Raw genomic sequence first — 15,885 nt, 5'->3', positions numbered from 1 at the left:
CGGCCGGGCTCGGGGAAGGGCACTTTCAGGGGAACGCTTCGCCATGGTGATCTACGTTTGCAGTCCCCTTGACCCGAGGTTTCCCGCTGCCGGCGCCTGAGCCGTTCAGTCCGACCTCGACCCCAACGACCGGGAGCACCAGATGATGGCCAGCAGGGTCACCGAACGGAACGCGCCAGTTCCGCATCGGCGCTCCCTGCTCTGTGCTGACCCCATCAGGTCGTCTGACGAGGCACCATCGTGAGCGCCTGGGACAACGCCCTGGACCGGTGGGTCACGGGTTTCGTGGTCGCCCATCGCAGCGCCGGGGCGACCGCGGTGGCCGACGCCGTGATGTGGCTGGGCGCGACCTCCCGAGGCCTGGTGCTGCTGGCGGTAGGTGGAGCGATCGTCGTGATCGCCTTCCGTGCGTGGCGGACGGTGTTCGCCGCAGTCCTGGCGCTCGCGGCGGCGGCGGTCGCGGCGGCGACGCTCAAGTCGGTGTTCGAGCGACCTCGCCCACCCGCGGACCTGGCCATGGTCCTCACGACGGGGTACTCGTTCCCCTCGACGCAGGCCACCGAGACCGCGGCGGTCGCCGTCGCCGTGGTCCTCACCGCCCCGTGGGCGCGGCGGCCGCCGTCCCGTCCGGTGGCTGTCGCCCTCGCCGCCGTCACCGCGCTGGTCGGCGTGTGCATGGTCTACCTCGGGGCGCACTGGACGACGGACGTCCTGGCCGGGTGGCTCATCGGCGCGGTCATCGGTGCTGCGGCGAGCGGCCTCGTCCTGGCGGTGTCACGCCTCAGTGTCGGCCCGCTGCAACGGCTTGCCCGCACCCGTCGGCGCTAGAAGCCACGCCCGGGCAAGGGGTGGGAATGGATGAGTGGATCCAATGGTTGAACATTCAACAACCAGCTACCCCGACTCCTGAAGGAACCTCCCATGGCCCTGTTCTCCCGCAAGTCATCCTCGACCACCGCCGTCATCGACGCCCCCGTCGCCGTGACCGCCCCCGACTCCCAGATCCTCGACGACATCTCCGGCACCTACGCCTTGGACCCCTCTCACAGCCGGATCGGTTTCTCCGCCCGCCACGCGATGGTCACCAAGGTCCGCGGCCAGTTCGACGAGTTCGAGGGCACCGCGGTCATCGACACCGCCGTCCCGGCCAACTCCAAGGTCGACGTCACGATCAAGGCCGCGAGCGTCACCACCGGCCAGGAGCAGCGCGACGGTCACCTCAAGACCCCTGACTTCTTCGACGTGGAGAACCACGAGAACCTCACCTTCACGAGCACGGACGTGACCCGTGACGGCACCGAGTGGGCCATCACCGGCGACCTGACCATCAACGACGTCACCCGCCCGGTCACCGTCGTCTTCGAGGAGACCGGCTCGGCCAAGGACCCCTACGGCAACGTCCGCGTCGGCTTCGAGGGCTCCACCACGATCAACCGCTCCGACTGGGGCCTGTCGTTCAACGCCGCCCTCGAGACCGGTGGCGTCCTGGTGTCCGAGAAGGTCTCCCTCGAGTTCGACATCTCCGCCATCGCCGCCTGACGTCGGCTGATCCCCGAACCGAACCCACGACGGGCTCGGACGTACCGCCCCCTGTGGCAGCGTCCGAGCCCGTCGAGGTATGCAGCGACGCCCACGCGCGCTGGGTGAGCGCGATGTGTCGCCACGGCTGCGCCATACCGACACAGTGCGCTCACTGAGCTTCCGCGCCCACCCAGGTTGGGCGCGCCGCCGTGACCGCCCGATGGCTCACCCGCGCGCGTCCATCCGGGTGACGTTCGTCCACCCGGTCCACCCGTGCTGCTCGAGCCTGGCGAGGATCCGCCGCGCGCCCGGGACGGACGTGAGGAAGACCGCGTCCAGCAGGGCGGCCAGGTCGTCCGGCAGGTCCCCCTCGTCCCAGCCGCCGTCGGGTACCGCCTCGAGCTGGGCGACCAGGCGGTCACCGACCGTGTCCAGGCGCGGGTCGTCGGCCGACCACTCGACGATCTCGGCGAGCTCGCGGTACAGCTCGGTGACGTTGGGGTCCTCGAGCTGCTGGCTCTTGGCCCGCATGTAGGAGGGCATCCGTTCCGGCATCTGGGCGGCCACCAGGATCCAGGCGTCGCGCTCGGCCTCGACCATCCGCTCGGAGACGCCCACGTCGCGGAGCCGGTTCAGGTAGTCGACGGCCTCGGGTGGGAGCGCGAGGCTGTCGCCTGCTGCGAGCTGGGCGATCCGCTCGCGGTGTCGCTGCCGTTCCCGGATCTCTGCCCGCAGTCGGCGGTCGATGTCCGTCACGGCGACCGCGAACTCCTCGTCCCCGGCGGCGAGCAGCTCCCGCACCCGGGACAGTGGCACGCCGGCGTCGGCCAGGGTCCGGATCCGGACGAGCTCGACCACCGCCGCCGCGTCGTAGCGGCGGTAGCCGGAGTGGTCGCGCTCGGGCTCCGGCAGCAGTCCCTTCGCGTGGTAGTGACGGACCGTGCGCACCGTCACCCCTGCGTACACCGCGATCTCGCCGATGGTCAGCATGGCTCCATTCTCGGTCAGCACTCAGGCGATCTTGCTGCGATACGTGCGCATCGCGAGGGCGTACGCGACGAGCAGCAGGCCGAGGCACCAGCCGACGGCGACCCAGCCGTCGGCACCGACCGGCTGCTCGGCATACAGGCCCCGGATGGTGTTGACGATCGGGGTGACCGGCTGGTGCTCGGCGAACCACTGGATGGGGCCCGGCATGCCCGAGGTGGGCACGAACGCCGAGCTGATGAACGGCAGGAAGATCAGCGGGTACGAGAAGCCGCTCACCCCGTCGACCGACTTCGCCGTGAGGCCGGGGATCACGGCCAGCCAGGTCAGCGCCAGGGTGAACAGGACCAGGATCCCGAGGACCGCGAGCCAGGCGAGCACCCCTGCACCGGAACGGAACCCCATGACCAGGGCGACGAGGACGACCAGCACGAGCGAGGTCAGGTTCGCGACGACCGAGGTGAGGACATGGCTCCAGAGCACCGAGGACCGGGTGATGGGCATCGACTGGAAGCGCTCGAAGATGCCGCCCGAGACGTCGGTGAAGAGCCGGAACGCGGTGTACGCGATGCCCGAGGCGATGGTGATGAGCAGGATCCCGGGCAGCAGGTAGTCGACGTAGCTGCCGCCGCCGATGTCGATGGCACTGCCGAAGACGTAGACGAACAGCAGCAGCATGGCGATCGGGGTGACCGCGGTCGTGACGATCGTGTCCGGGCTGCGCAGGATGTGCCGCAGGGAGCGCTTGAGCAGCACCGTGGTGTCGTGCAGGAAGTACGTGGTCATCGGGACTCCTCGAGGTGGGCCCGGTCGTGGGCAGGGTCAGGGGCAGGGTCGTGAGCGCCGTCGCGGTCGCTGGCCTCGATGCCGTCGTGACCGACGATCGCGAGGAAGATCTCCTCGAGCGTGGGCTGCTTCTCGACGTACTCGACCTGGGTGGGCGGGAGGAGGGCCTTGAGCTCGGTGAGGGTGCCGTTGGCGATGATCCGCCCTCGGTGCAGGACGGCGATCCGGTCCGCGAGCTGCTCGGCCTCGTCGAGGTACTGCGTCGTGAGCAGCACGGTGGTTCCGTGGCCGGCGAGCTCGCGCACGGTCCGCCACACCTCGATCCGCGACTGTGGATCGAGTCCGGTGGTCGGCTCGTCGAGGAAGAGGACGGGCGGGTCGCCGATCAGGCTCATCGCGATGTCGAGCCTCCGACGCATACCTCCCGAGTAGGTCCCGGCCCGTTGCCCGGCCGCCTCGGTCAGCGCGAACCTGGCCAGGAGCTTGTCGGCGATCCCGCCGGCGTCCTTGAGCCGTCGCAGCTGGGCGACGAGCACGAGGTTCTCCCGTCCGGTGAGGACCTCGTCGACGGCGGCGAACTGGCCGGTGAGGCTGATCGACGCGCGCACCTCCTGGGGCTGCGTCGCGACATCGTGCCCGTTGACCTCGGCCGTTCCCGCATCGGCCTTGAGCAGGGTGGACAGGATCCTCACCAGGGTGGTCTTGCCGGCGCCGTTGGACCCGAGGAGGGCGAAGACGGTCCCCGCCTCGACTCCGAGATCGACTCCCTCGAGCACCGCGTGGTCGCCGAAGGACTTGGTCAGTCCGGCGAGCCGGATGGCATGTTCTGTGGTCATGGGATCAGGTTGCAACCCTGACGTTGCGTCAGGGTCAAGCCCTGAGCTCGGCGATCGTGGTCGTCACCTTGCGGCGCACCGCAGGCACTCGGGTCGCCATGCCGATCAGGGCGTTCCGGACGGCGCGCGCCCCCGGCGAGCGCAGCGTGGCAGCCCGGGTGGCGCGGTCGGTGAGCTGCACCACCTCCAGCGCGACCGGTCGCCGGGAGGTCTCGTATGCCGCGAGGGCCGCCTCGGCTGCCGCGTCACCTTCGCCGCCCCGGACTGCCGTGGCCAGCCGACCGGCGAGGTCGAGGGCGTCCTGGATGCCGGTGTTCATGCCCTGGCCGCCGGCAGGGGAGTGCACGTGGGCGGCGTCGCCGGCGACGAACACCGGGCCACGGCGGTACTGCGCGGCCACCCGGTGGTGCACCCGGAAGCGGGACGACCAGACCACCTCCGTCACCGCCGCGTTGCCGGGACCCCGCGCGTCGAGCAGTGCCTGCACGTCTGCCCGGCTCGGTGACTCGGGCGCCTCGTCCATGGTCGCGACCACACGGTGCCGGCCACCGGGCAGCGGCGCGACGACGACGAGTCCCTGCGCGGAGAAGAACAGCTGGACCTCGTCGTCCGCGAGCGGCCAGTCCATCCGGACGTCGGCGAGGACGAAGGACTGGGCGTACCGCGCTCCGTCGAAGGCGATGCCCGCGTGCTCGCGGACGGCGCTGTGCATCCCGTCGGCACCCACGACGTAGCGTGCGTCGACGGAGCGCTCCTCGCCGGAGGTGGACCGCAGGAAGGCCCGGGCGCCCGGCCCGGGCCTCAGCTCGAGCCCGACCAGCGCCCAGCCTCGTTCGACGCCTCCGCCCAGCTCGGCCAACCGCTCGGTGAGGAGCTGTTCGGTGCGGTGCTGGGGGATCATCAGGGTGAACGGGTACGGGGTCGGCAGGTCGCTGAAGTCCAGCCGTGCCACGACTCGTCTGCCGTCGCGCACGGTGAAGGTAGGGACGACGACGCCCTCGGCCAGCAGGCGCGCGGTCACGTCGATCCCCTCGAGGACCTCGAGGGTCCGCGCGTGGACCACGGCCGCCCGCGAGGTGTTCGCGCCCTCGGTCGCGCGGTCGACGGTGATCGTCCGCACCCCCTGATGCAGCAGGGCGGCGGCCAGTGCCAGGCCGGTCGGGCCGGCGCCGACCACCAGGACGTCAGTGGTCTCGACGGCGGTCTGGTCGGTGGTGCCGGCGGTAGTGCCGGTGCTCTCGTGCGCAGCCATGGTGGGCCTCCTGACGGTGGGGACGTGTGCCCGTGTCGTCAGTGTGCGCCGGATCTGCCATTAATTCAACACGTGATGAATAACACTCACTCGGGGACGACCGGCCATGACGCCGCCGATCCTCAGGGCCGGTCGCAGTCGGTCGCGGGCGGTGCGGTCGGGGGCGGTCGTGGGCTGTCGGGCCCGTCGGGCTCAGGCCCAGATGGCAGCGGGTATGCCGTCGGAGAAGACCTCCGGCGGGTCCGGGAGCGGGCGGGCCAGCCCTGCTGCTCGACGCGCCGCCGTCCACGCGACCGCGCACGCGTCGAGGACGTCGTCGGCGGCATACCCGGGACCGGTCAGGACCGACGGCGAGGCCACGCCCGCTGCGCGCAGCGCCGCAAGTCGCTCGTGACGACCGTCGTCGGTCTTCTTGCCCGAGAGCAGCGGGGAGCCGGCCATCGTCGCGAAGGACAGCTCGGGGTGGACCTCGAGGACCATCACGGTCGGGCGACTGCGGACCCAGGCGTCGACCTCGAGGATCTTCGGCCGCAGGGCGAACGCCTGCGCACCGACTCCTTGGCCCGACAGCGAACGGTTCGCGGTGTCGGCCGCCGCGCGGGACTCGGCAGCGTAGGCGGCGCGGGTCAGGGTCGTGAAGATCGAGGAGGCCTTGCCCCTCAACGCCTTTCGCGCGAGGGCGTCTGCCTGGCGGGTGGTGTCGTCCGGCAGGCCGATGGGGATGTCGATGCCGACGACCTGGATGCCGAGGGACTGCCGCACGGTCTCGACGAGGCCCGTGATCGTCGCGGCCACGGCGATGCGTGGCCGAGGGGCGCCGGGCTCGAGGAGCGCTCCCACCCAACCGGCCTTGCACGCGTCGACACCGAGCACCGGCACGGTGACCTCCAGCGGCGGCAACGGGATCGGACCATCGCCCACTGCGACGGCGGGATCGACGGCGCCTGCCGCGAGGCGTGCGACCTCGGCTGGGTCCAGGCCGAGGGCCTCGGCGAGATCGCGCAACGACCGCGTTGCCCGAGCCATCGCGGCCGCCAGCTCGCCGCCGCCAGCGGCGCCGACGCGCTCACGCAGCTCGTTCGTCCGGGCGACGAGCAGGTCTGCCAGCCGATGAGCCTCGGAGGGCGTGGTCATCGCAGCCTCGCCAGACCGAGCCACTCGGCCAGTGCGTCGATCTCCGCCTCCACGGCTGCCGTCATCTCTTCGGTGAAGGCCACGTCCTGGTGGATCGCATAGACCTCGAAGATGCCTTCCTTGCGCTCGGCCTTCGCGTCGAGCTTGCCGATGAGCCTGTCCCCGAACAGGATCGGCAGGGCGTAGTAGCCCCAGCGCCGCTTCGACGCAGGCTTGTAGACCTCGAGGACGTACTCGTAGCCGAAGATCTCCTGCGCCCGGGCACGGTCGTAGACGAGGCGGTCGTACGGTGACAGCAGTGCCGCCCGACCGCGGAACTCATGGGTCTCGTCGCGCTCCAGGGCAACAGGGTCGACCCGCCACAGCCCGTCGACCCCCTCGATCGTCACGGGCACCCCGGCCTCACCGACGTCGACCGGCTCGGTCGGCATCTTCGTGCCCTTGGCCTTGGCGATGCCGAGGGAGGTGAGGCGGCGCTCGTCGCGGTGGCGGCGGGCCTCCTCGACGGTCATCGTCGGCAGCTCGGGGTAGACCCGCTCGGCGAGGTCGAACACCCGTTGCCGACCCTGACGACCGCTCACCGCGACCTCGGCCTTCATGACGAGGAACTCCAGCATCTGGGTGACGTTGCGGTCGTTGGTCCACCCTGACGAGGGCCATGAGACCTGGCTCGTGTCGGGGATCTCCTTGGACAGCAACGGACCGTGGTCCTCCAGCCGGCGGAGCACGTCCTGCCGGAACTCCTCGTTGGCCTGCAGCCAGTCCCGCGCCTGTTGCCACCGCCCCGGCCAGTCCTCGTGGCCCGCGAGGTGGGCGGGCAGGTCCTCGACGGGACGGATCATCGCGTTGAACTCCACGAACGTGCGCGTCTCGAGGGCCTGCTGCAGGTCCGCCGACCGGTATGCCGCCCCGAGCCGACTCCAGAGCACCAGCTCGGCACTCGGGGCGATGGGTGCGGCCGGGTCGATCTGCACCAGGCTCAGCTGCTGGACCACCTCGATGAGGTCAGCGGGTCGGGGCAAGTCCAGCATCTCGGCGCGCACGGCGATCCTGCGTGCCTGCGCCCGGCTGATCTGGAGGTCCCCCACATCGGCGAGGGTAGCGACTGCCACGGACGGCCGAGCCGACGAGCACTGAGCCGACCAGCGCCGAGCCACCTGTCAGGACAGGGTCCACAGGGAGACGCTGAACCGGCCCGCTTCGTCGGTCCACCACCCCGAGGCGGCGAAACCGGCGGCCTCGAACTCGGCAGCGAGTCGCTCGCGGGTGAACTTCGCCGAGATCTCGGTGCGCATCTGCTCGCCGGCCGCGAAGTCCACGTCGAGGTCCAGGCCGCTGATCCGGACGCGCACGTCGCGCACCGCCTCGAGCCGCATCTCGATCCAGGCGTTGTCGGCGTCCCAGACCGCGACGTGGCGGAAGTCCGTGGCGTCGAAGTCGGCGCCGAGGCGGCTGTTGACGACCTCGAGGACGTTGAGGTTGAAGGCCGCGGTGACCCCGGCAGCGTCGTCGTACGCCGGCACGAGGACGTCGGGCGACTTCACGAGGTCGGCGCCGAGCAGGAAGGCGTCGCCCGGTGCGAGGGCGCCCCGAAGGGCGGCCAGGAAGGACCGGCGTTGCTCGGGCGTCTGGTTGCCGATGGTGCCGCCGAGGAAGATGACCAGCCGCCCGCCGCGTCCCTCACCGGCCTCGACGGCCAGGGCATCGGCGAGCCCGTGCTCGAAGTCGGCCCGCACCGACTCGAGCGCGAGGGTGGGGTAGCGCCGGGACAGGTCCTGCGCCGCGGCGCGCAGGGCGCTCCCGCTCACGTCGATGGCCCGGTATGCCGCCTGCTCACCGTCACGGGTGGCCGCCAGCACCGCCTCGATGAGGGCCCGGGTCTTCTCCGAGGAGCCGGACCCGAGCTCGACGAGATGACGGCAGCCGGCCGCGGTGACGATCTCGGTGGCCCGGGCCATGAGGATCTCGCGCTCGGCGGCGAACGGGTAGTACTCCGGGAGCCGGGTGATCTCCTCGTACAGCTCGCTGCCGACCTTGTCGTAGAACCACTTCGGCGGCAGGGTCTTGGGGCTGCTGGTCAACCCGAAGCGCACGTCCTCGCTCAGGCTGCGCTCGCTGAAGTCCTCCGGCAGGTGGTCGCGGTATCGCTGGGCCATCGGCTCGCTCTCGTCTGGTCCGCAGTCGCCGCGTGGGCGTGCGGGGTCGGCAGGGCTGTTCCGACGCTACCCACGGGCGGTGACATCGGCCTCCCAAGCGCCTGGCGGCCGCCGGCTCAGAGGGTGAAGTGGACCCCGGTGAGCTCCTCGCTGCGCTCCCAGAGCAGGCCCGCCAGCGTCTCGTCGCGCGCCCACTGGCTGCGGCGGGCCTCGCCGACCGGTCCACGCGTCTCGCGGAACCCGGTCGGGCCGGAGTAGGACCCGGGCTCGGCCACGGTCGCCGCGTAGAGGATCGCCTCCGCGCCCTTGTCCGGGCCCGGGAACGCGAGCCGGACGCCCCACTGGGCGATCGTGCCGACCACCGGTACAGCGCCCATGCCGTCCTTGCTCGCCACGAGGTTGGTGGCCGAGACGCCGGGGTGGGCGGCCGTGGAGGTGAGCGTCGAACCCGCAGCCGAGGCGCGTCGCTGGAGCTCGGTCGCGAAGAGCAGGTTGGCCAGCTTCGAGCGGCCGTAGGAGGACTGCGGGTCGTACCCCTGCGCCGGGTTGCCCTCGCAGACCGTGCCGTCGCCCGCGTGGTGCGCGATTGACGACACCGTCGTCACGCGCGGTGCCGGGGCCTGCAGGAGGTGCGGCAGCAGCAGGCCGGTGAGGGCGAAGTGGCCGAGGTGGTTGGTGCCGAACTGCAGCTCGAACCCGTCCTCGGTCTCGCGACGACGCGGCGGTGCCATCACCCCCGCGTTGTTGACGAGGATGTCCAGCTGGCCCTCGAACCGGTTGGCCAGGGCGTGGACGGACGCCTGCGACGCGAGGTCGAGCGCCTCGACGGTGACCTTCCCCGGGCCGCCGATGGCGCGGATCCGGCGCGCCCCGGCCTCCCCGGACTCGGTGTTGCGGACGGCCAGGACGACGTCGGCGCCATGGCGGGCCAGCTCGCGCGCCTCGACGAGCCCGATCCCGGAGTTGGCGCCGGTGACGAGGGCGCGTCGTCCGGTGAGGTCGGGCATCTGGTCAGCGGTCCAGCGGCTCATGGGTGGCCTCTCGAAGCGGGGGGTGGGGAGGGTTTCGGACACAGGTGCCAGCGCGTGGCGGGCGGGGGTTGTTCCCCCACCTTCTCGCGCGCGGCGTAGTGGGGCCCGGTGGGGTCAGCCGGTGGCGCGTCGACCCTTGCGGGCCTGGAGGTAGTCGCTGACGACGTACTCGCCGAGCCGGTCGACGCTCGGTGTGAACACCCGGCCACCCGCCCGGCGGGCGATCGCGTCGACGAACCGCGCCAGCCCCGGGTCCTCACCGAGCATGAACACGTTGAGCGCCGCCCCCGACCGCCGCAGCTCGTCGACCTGGGCGACGGTCGCGCGCAGCGTCGCGTTGGTCGTCGGCCACTGGAACTCCGGTATGCCGCCGTCCCCCAGGTGTGCCGTCGGCTCACCATCGGTGACGACGAGGACCACCGGCTGCGCCTGCGGGTGCCGACGCAGGTGCCGGGAGGCCAGCATGAGCGCGTGCTGGAGGTTGGTGCCCTGCACCCACTCGGGTTCGGCGTCGGCGAGCTGCACCGGCGTGAGCCGCTTGGCCGCGATGTTGAACCCGATGATCTGCAGGGCGTCCTGGCGGAACCGGGTCTGCACGAGGTGCGACAGGGCGAGCGCTGTCTGCTTCATCGGCCCCCAGCGACCCTCGTTGACCATGGAGAACGACATGTCGACGCACAGGGCGACCGCAGCGGTGGTGCGCCGCTCGGTCTCCACCACCTCGAAGTCGGCCACGTCGAGGCTGACCTGGCCAGGCTGGATACCGTTGCGGCGCAGGGCGTTCCCGACAGTGCGCGGGACGTCGAGGGGTTGCTCGTCGCCGAACTCCCACGGGCGCGTGAGCCCTGTGGGCTCGTCGGCGTGGCCGGTGCGGCGGTCGTCGTGGTCACCGCGGCCGTCGGCGGACAGGCCCTCGAACACCTTCTTCAGCGCCGTCTCGCCGAGGCGGCGCACGGCGCGCGGGGTGAGTCGCAGGCCGTCGTCCCCCTGGCTGACGTACCCCTGGCGCTCGAGCTCGCGCTCCAGCTGCCGCAATGCCTCTAGGTCGCGGGCGGCGTCTGCGCCGAGGTGCTGCTCGAGGCGTTCGACGTCGATGTCGTCCAGGCTCGACCCGCCGTAGCTCTGACCCATCTGCTCCATGAGCGACTCGAGGTCGGCGAGCTCGGCGACCGCTTCGACGGCGGCGCTGTAGCCCATCGGCTCGCCGCCGGAGCGCATCCCCACGGGGCTGCCGCGGTCGAGCCCCGGTCGCAGGGCGCGCAGGTTGTCGTTCAGCTGGGCCATCTCCGAGGCGAGGTCGGCGTCGGCGAGGGCGTCGCTCATCAGCTGGCCGAGCTGCTCGCGCTGCTCAGGGGTGAGCGAGGCCATCATCCGGGCCGCCGCGGCCTGCCGGCGGGCGAGGGCGTCGATGAGCTCGTCGACGTCCTGCGGGTCCTCGGGGAACAGGTCGCCGTGCTTGTCCATGAACTCCCGGAACGCATCGGTCGTGTCCTCGCCCCGGGCGTGCGAGGCGAGGAGGCGGTTGAGGTCGGCGAGCATGTCGCGCACCGCCGCCATGGCCTCGGGGTCCGGGTCGGACAGCGCCCGCGCCATACCGGCGAACTGCGCGTCCATCACCTCGCGCTGGAGCATCTGCGCGATCGAGTCGTAGATCGCCTTGGCCTCGGGGGAGTGCCACTCGTGGGAGGCCAGCGCGCGCACCTGGCCGGCAGCGTCGTCCGGCAGCGTCGCGAGGTCCATCTCGGCCAGCCGGGCGTCGTCGGTGTCCTCACCGGCGAGGGTGTCGCGTTCGGTCGCCAGGGCCTGGTCCAGCGCTGCCCGGACCTGGTCGAGGGTGCCCGACAGGTCACCCTTGCGGCGGGCCGCGTCCCGAGCCCGTCGTATGCGGTCGGCCAGCTCGTCGAGCCCGCGTCGCCCGTCCATCCCGCGCCGCAGCAGGTCGCGCAGCGCCTCCCGCGCCGACCCACCGGCCAGCACGTCGCGACCGATCTCATCGAGCGCCTCGCGCACGTCGAACGGCGGGGCGAGCGGGTCGGCGCCGCCGTGCCACGGGCCGTAGCGGAACCGGTCGCCGTGGTGGCTGCTGCCGGCCACGGTCAGGCCCCGTAGACGGTGCGGCCGGCCACGGTGTCCTTGTCGAGGCGGCGGGTGAGGTGCAGGCCCTCGAGGACGAACTCGACCGCCGCGGCGACCTGGCCGGGACCGGCGTCGTCGCCGTGGCCGAGCCGGTCGAGCACCTTGGACAGGCCGGGGGTGGTGCCGATCTGCGCGAGCAGGTCGGCTGCGGGGACGAGCTCACCGGTCTCGACGACCTCACCCTCGGCGAACCGCTCGGTGAACCCGGACAGGTCCAGGCCCTGCAGCCGTGCGCGGAACGTCTCGGCCGTCGCGAGCCGCAGGAGGTGGTCGAGCACGTCGCGCTCGCGGCCCTCCTCGCCCATCTCGAACTCCACCTTGCCGAGCAGCGTCGGCACCACGGTGGGGACGTCGCAGATCCGGGCGACGGCGTCGGCCTCACCCGCGCGGGCCGCTCGTCGCAGGGCCGAGGCGCTGACGCTCTCGGCCGCCGCGATCGAGAAGCGGGCCGAGACACCCGACCGCTGGTCGACCGCGGACGACTCCCGCAGGCCTCGGGTGAACCGCGCCAGCACCTCGACCAGGTGCTCCGGCACGTCGGCCACCGTCTCGGCCTCCTGCTGGATGAGGCGGACCTCGTCGGCGACCTCCTCCTGGTAGTGCGTGCGGATCTCGGCGCCGAAGCGGTCCTTGAGCGGGGTGATGATGCGCCCGCGGTTCGTGTAGTCCTCGGGGTTGGCCGTGGCGACGAGCAGCAGGTCGAGGGGCAGGCGCAGGGAGTACCCGCGGATCTGGATGTCGCGCTCCTCAAGCACGTTGAACATCGCGACCTGGATGCGTTCGGCGAGGTCGGGCAGCTCGTTGAGCCCGAAGATTCCGCGGTTGGCGCGGGGGACCAGGCCGTAGTGGACCGTCTCCGGGTCGCCGAGGGTGCGTCCCTGGGCGACCTTGACCGGGTCGACGTCCCCGACGAGGTCACCGACGCTCGTATCGGGCGTGGCCAGCTTCTCGGTGTAGCGCTCGGAGCGGTGCCTCCACACCACGGGCAGCTCGTCACCGAGGTCGGCCCGCAGGTTGCGGCACCGGGTGCACACCGGGGCCGTCGGGTCGTCGTGGATCTCGCACCCGGCCACCTCGGGGGCCCACTCGTCGAGCAGCTGACCGAGGGTGCGCATGAGGCGGGTCTTGCCCTGGCCCCGCTCGCCGAGCAGGACCAGGTCGTGCCCGGCGAGCAGGGCGCTCTCGAGCTCGGGCAGCACGGTGTCGTCGAAGCCCACGATGCCGGGGAACGCCGGCTCCCCTGAGCGCAGTCGGGCCAGCAGGTTCTCGCGCAGCTCGGCCTTGACGCTGCGGTGGGTGTAGCCGGAGGCGACGAGCTCGCCGAGGGTGCCGGGGCGTTCGGTCTGGGTCATTGCCCAACGCTACGTCCGGCCCAGCGCGACCGACACCCGTGGGGGAGGGCTGCCCACGCAGTGGCTACCCGCCGTCGGGGAACGCGCAGAACTCGTTGCCCTCCGGGTCGGCCAGCACCGTCCAGTCCGGGCGTTCGGCCACGATCGTGGCCCCGGCCTCGACGAGGACGGCCACCGAAGGCGTCTGCACGTCCCAGTGGAGACGGTTCTTGCCGGTCTTCGGCTCCGGCACCGCAACGAACACCAGGCTCTCGAACGGCAGCCCGGGGTCGCTGGCGCCACGGTCCGTGCCGCGGCCGCCACCATCTGCCGCCCTGTTCCCGGCGCTGGCCGACGCGGGCTCGAGCCACCACCAGTCGTGCTCGGGGTCGTTGCCGACGCTCAGGCCGAGGACCCGGCCCCACCAGCGCGCCACCGAACCGGGGTCGGCGCAGTCCACGCACACCTCATACAGGCGGTAGGGCTGCAACCGCTCCGGCGAGCGGACGAACGCGCAGAACTCGCCACCCTCGGGGTCGGCCATCACCGTCCAGCGTTGTTCAGGGGTGGCGGGCACGACGACGGTCGCGCCCAGTGCCTCGAGCGCCTCGACCGACTCGGTGTGCACGTCGAGGTGCACGCGGTGCTTGACGGTCTTCGGCTCCGGGACGGTGTTGAGCCACAGGCTCTGCTGAGGGGTGGCACCCACCAGGACCGCGGGGTCGGAGCGCCCTTCGTGCAGCGTCAGGCCCAGCGCGGAGGACCAGAACGCGGCCTGCCGTCCTTCGTCGGTCACGTCGAGGCAGAGGTCCTGGAAGCGCGCGAGTGCCATCGCGCCACCCTAGGGATGCACACCGACGGAGGTCGCCGTACCGCCTGCGCCGGGTCGGAGCGCAGGCGGTACGGCGACGGTCAGGTGGGTCAGGCCGCGTCGGCGGTGGGGTAGTCGGTGTAGCCCTCGGCACCGCCACCGTAGAAGGTGTCGGGGTTCGGCTCGTTGAGCTCGATGCCCTCGCGCCAGCGCTTGGCCAGGTCGGGGTTGGCCAGGAACGGGCGGCCGACGGCGACGAGGTCACCGAGGTCGCGCTCCAGCAGGCCCTCGACGGAGTCCAGGGTGGTGACGTCGCCGAACCCGGTGTTGATGATGACCGGTCCGCCGAAGCGCTTGCGCAGGTCGCGCAGCAGGTCGGACTCCGGGTCGGCGAGGATGCTCAGGTAGGCCAGGCCGAGGTCGGCGATGCCGGACACGAGCGCGTCATACGTCGCCTGCACGTCCGCCGCGTCCTCCTCGAGGACGCCCTGGATGTTGTGCGCCGGGGAGATCCGGATGCCCACGCGCTCGGCGCCGATGGCCTCCGCGACGGCCCGGGTGACCTCGACGGTCAGGCGGGCGCGGTTCTCGGGGGAGCCGCCATAGGCGTCGGTGCGGGTGTTGCTGCTCGGCGCGAGGAACTGGTGCAGCAGGTAGCCGTTGGCCGAGTGGATCTCGACGCCGTCGGCACCGGCGGCCACGGCCTGGCGGGAGGCGTGCACGAAGTCGGCGACGATCCCGGGGATCTCGTCGGTCTCGAGCGCGCGCGGGGTCGGGTGGTCGACCTGGCCGTTCGCGGTGACCATCTTCCCGGGGGCGGCGATCGCGCTGGGGGCGATCGACTCGAGCCCGTTCTTGTTGTCCGGGTGGGCGATCCGGCCGGCGTGCATGAGCTGGATGAAGATGCGTCCGCCCTCGGCGTGCACGGCCTCGCTGACCTTGGTCCAGCCGGCGACCTGCTCGTCGCTGTGGATGCCGGGGGTGTCGAGGTAGCCCTGGCCCACGGCCGACGGCTGGGTGCCCTCGGTGATGATGAGACCGGCGCCGGCGCGCTGGCGGTAGTACTCGACGTTGAGGTCGGTGGGGACGCCACCCTCACCAGCGCGGTTGCGGGTGAGCGGGGCCATCACGAAACGCTGGGGCAGCGTCCACGGGCCCACCTGGGCGTTCTCGAATGCCTTGGACATGCGTTCTCCTCGGAGTCGGCGAGCGATCGATGGGGGCTCGATCGTCAAAACTTCAACAAGGGCGGCAACCGAGGAGGCCGCGTCCTGATTCCCGCTCCCGGATGAACGTCCGGTGTCGGCCCGGATCCCGTGCTGGCGACGTGCCGTACGTCACCCGGGGTGCCTGGTCGGGGCGTCCCCGCGAGGATGGGGCGCGTGCAGTCCGTCGAGCTCCTCCTCGACCCGGCCACCGATGCCGCGGTCCGCGCCGAGTGGGCGGCCCTGTCCGCGGCAGGGCTCCCCAGCCAGGCGGACCACCGCGGCGAGACCAACGCCCCGCACGTCTCGGTCGTGGTCGCCGATGGGTTCCCGGGCGAGGAGCTGCTGGCCCCGGTGGCTGCGGTCCTGCCCCTCCCGGTGCGCCTCGGTGCGCCCGTGGTGTTCGGCGGCCGTCGGCTCGTGCTTGCGCGCCTGGTCGTCGTCGACCGGCCCCTCCTCGACCTGCAGGCAGCCGTCGTCGACGCGCTCACCGGCGCCACCGACGTCTCACCCCACACCGTGCCGGGGAGGTGGGTGCCGCACGTGACCCTGGCCCGCGGCATACCGGCGGACGGGTTGGCGACCGCGCTGGAGGCGTTGCGCGTCGAGCGCGGGGGTGTGCCCGACCTGGTCGGGGAGGCGGCGCTGCTGCGGCGATGGGACTCCGACGCACGGCGCGCGTGGGCGGTCTGACCGGGT

The 15,885-nt window shown here is 71.9% G+C and carries 15 protein-coding genes; 3 read left to right on the top strand and 12 right to left on the bottom strand.

Annotated elements, in window-relative coordinates:
* Positions 1-240: 240 nt before the first annotated feature.
* Positions 241-828, top strand: a complete 588-nt coding sequence (locus ABEG17_RS07740; protein ID WP_406832705.1) for a phosphatase PAP2 family protein — start codon at positions 241-243, stop codon at positions 826-828.
* A 93-nt stretch (positions 829-921) separates the two neighbouring features.
* Positions 922-1,539, top strand: a complete 618-nt coding sequence (locus ABEG17_RS07735; RefSeq protein ID WP_406832704.1) for a YceI family protein — start codon at positions 922-924, stop codon at positions 1,537-1,539.
* A gap of 207 nt (positions 1,540-1,746) precedes the next feature.
* Here the strand turns inward: ABEG17_RS07735 and ABEG17_RS07730 are convergent, their stop codons facing one another.
* The 12 genes from ABEG17_RS07730 to ABEG17_RS07675 all read right to left on the bottom strand — a co-directional run bounded on the left by ABEG17_RS07730 (position 1,747) and on the right by ABEG17_RS07675 (position 15,168).
* Positions 1,747-2,511: a MerR family transcriptional regulator gene (locus ABEG17_RS07730; RefSeq protein WP_406832703.1), complete on the bottom strand. Its 765-nt coding sequence runs from the start codon at positions 2,509-2,511 to the stop codon at positions 1,747-1,749.
* Positions 2,512-2,532: 21 nt separating this feature from the next.
* Entirely contained in the window at positions 2,533-3,294 is a 762-nt protein-coding gene (locus ABEG17_RS07725; RefSeq protein WP_406832702.1) for an ABC transporter permease, read from the bottom strand.
* Positions 3,291-4,130: an ABC transporter ATP-binding protein gene (locus tag ABEG17_RS07720; protein ID WP_406832701.1), complete on the bottom strand. Its 840-nt coding sequence runs from the start codon at positions 4,128-4,130 to the stop codon at positions 3,291-3,293. Before ABEG17_RS07720 ends, ABEG17_RS07725 begins: the two co-directional genes overlap by 4 nt.
* Before the next feature lie 34 nt (positions 4,131-4,164).
* A complete protein-coding gene (locus tag ABEG17_RS07715) occupies positions 4,165-5,382 on the bottom strand; it encodes an FAD-dependent monooxygenase (RefSeq protein ID WP_406832700.1) in 1,218 nt (405 codons plus the stop codon).
* A 192-nt stretch (positions 5,383-5,574) separates the two neighbouring features.
* Positions 5,575-6,516 (bottom strand): DUF429 domain-containing protein, encoded by a 942-nt coding sequence (locus ABEG17_RS07710; RefSeq protein WP_406832699.1) that lies wholly within the window; start codon positions 6,514-6,516, stop codon positions 5,575-5,577.
* Positions 6,513-7,628, bottom strand: a complete 1,116-nt coding sequence (locus tag ABEG17_RS07705; protein WP_406832698.1) for a DNA glycosylase AlkZ-like family protein — start codon at positions 7,626-7,628, stop codon at positions 6,513-6,515. Before ABEG17_RS07705 ends, ABEG17_RS07710 begins: the two co-directional genes overlap by 4 nt.
* 48 nt (positions 7,629-7,676) lie before the next feature.
* Positions 7,677-8,672, bottom strand: a complete 996-nt coding sequence (gene egtD / locus ABEG17_RS07700; RefSeq protein WP_406832696.1) for an L-histidine N(alpha)-methyltransferase — start codon at positions 8,670-8,672, stop codon at positions 7,677-7,679.
* Positions 8,673-8,788: 116 nt separating this feature from the next.
* Complete coding sequence (locus ABEG17_RS07695; protein WP_406832695.1) at positions 8,789-9,703, bottom strand: oxidoreductase; 915 nt, start codon at positions 9,701-9,703, stop codon at positions 8,789-8,791.
* 114 nt (positions 9,704-9,817) lie between these two features.
* The gene (locus tag ABEG17_RS07690; RefSeq protein ID WP_406832694.1) at positions 9,818-11,797 is read right to left on the bottom strand and encodes a vWA domain-containing protein; all 1,980 of its coding nucleotides are present in this window, start codon (positions 11,795-11,797) and stop codon (positions 9,818-9,820) included.
* Between the two features lie 2 nt (positions 11,798-11,799).
* Positions 11,800-13,191 (bottom strand): sigma 54-interacting transcriptional regulator, encoded by a 1,392-nt coding sequence (locus ABEG17_RS07685; protein WP_406832693.1) that lies wholly within the window; start codon positions 13,189-13,191, stop codon positions 11,800-11,802.
* Between the two features lie 64 nt (positions 13,192-13,255).
* A complete protein-coding gene (locus ABEG17_RS07680) occupies positions 13,256-14,002 on the bottom strand; it encodes a VOC family protein (RefSeq protein WP_406832692.1) in 747 nt (248 codons plus the stop codon).
* An 89-nt stretch (positions 14,003-14,091) separates the two neighbouring features.
* Positions 14,092-15,168 (bottom strand): alkene reductase, encoded by a 1,077-nt coding sequence (locus ABEG17_RS07675; protein WP_406832691.1) that lies wholly within the window; start codon positions 15,166-15,168, stop codon positions 14,092-14,094.
* Positions 15,169-15,363: 195 nt separating this feature from the next.
* Here ABEG17_RS07675 and ABEG17_RS07670 point away from each other — a divergent pair, with 195 nt between their 5' ends.
* Positions 15,364-15,879 carry a 2'-5' RNA ligase family protein gene (locus ABEG17_RS07670; protein WP_406832690.1) on the top strand — a complete coding sequence of 172 codons (516 nt, stop codon included), beginning with the start codon at positions 15,364-15,366 and terminating at the stop codon, positions 15,877-15,879.
* Positions 15,880-15,885: the final 6 nt, after the last annotated feature.

The organism is Pedococcus sp. KACC 23699 (genome assembly GCF_045348425.1).
Taxonomy (GTDB): Bacteria; Actinomycetota; Actinomycetes; order Actinomycetales; family Dermatophilaceae; genus Pedococcus.
This window is presented reverse-complemented; position numbering and strand designations above follow the sequence as displayed.

Excerpts from the sequence above, each read along its gene's own strand:
- ABEG17_RS07735 (WP_406832704.1), top strand. The coding sequence starts at position 922 with ATGGCCCTGTTCTCCCGCAAGTCATCCTCGACCACCGCCGTCATCGAC.
- ABEG17_RS07730 (WP_406832703.1), bottom strand. The coding sequence starts at position 2,511 with ATGCTGACCATCGGCGAGATCGCGGTGTACGCAGGGGTGACGGTGCGC.
- ABEG17_RS07725 (WP_406832702.1), bottom strand. The coding sequence starts at position 3,294 with ATGACCACGTACTTCCTGCACGACACCACGGTGCTGCTCAAGCGCTCC.
- ABEG17_RS07720 (WP_406832701.1), bottom strand. The coding sequence starts at position 4,130 with ATGACCACAGAACATGCCATCCGGCTCGCCGGACTGACCAAGTCCTTC.
- ABEG17_RS07715 (WP_406832700.1), bottom strand. The coding sequence starts at position 5,382 with ATGGCTGCGCACGAGAGCACCGGCACTACCGCCGGCACCACCGACCAG.
- ABEG17_RS07710 (WP_406832699.1), bottom strand. The coding sequence starts at position 6,516 with ATGACCACGCCCTCCGAGGCTCATCGGCTGGCAGACCTGCTCGTCGCC.
- egtD (WP_406832696.1), bottom strand. The coding sequence starts at position 8,672 with ATGGCCCAGCGATACCGCGACCACCTGCCGGAGGACTTCAGCGAGCGC.
- ABEG17_RS07695 (WP_406832695.1), bottom strand. The coding sequence starts at position 9,703 with ATGAGCCGCTGGACCGCTGACCAGATGCCCGACCTCACCGGACGACGC.
- ABEG17_RS07685 (WP_406832693.1), bottom strand. The coding sequence starts at position 13,191 with ATGACCCAGACCGAACGCCCCGGCACCCTCGGCGAGCTCGTCGCCTCC.
- ABEG17_RS07680 (WP_406832692.1), bottom strand. The coding sequence starts at position 14,002 with ATGGCACTCGCGCGCTTCCAGGACCTCTGCCTCGACGTGACCGACGAA.
- ABEG17_RS07675 (WP_406832691.1), bottom strand. The coding sequence starts at position 15,168 with ATGTCCAAGGCATTCGAGAACGCCCAGGTGGGCCCGTGGACGCTGCCC.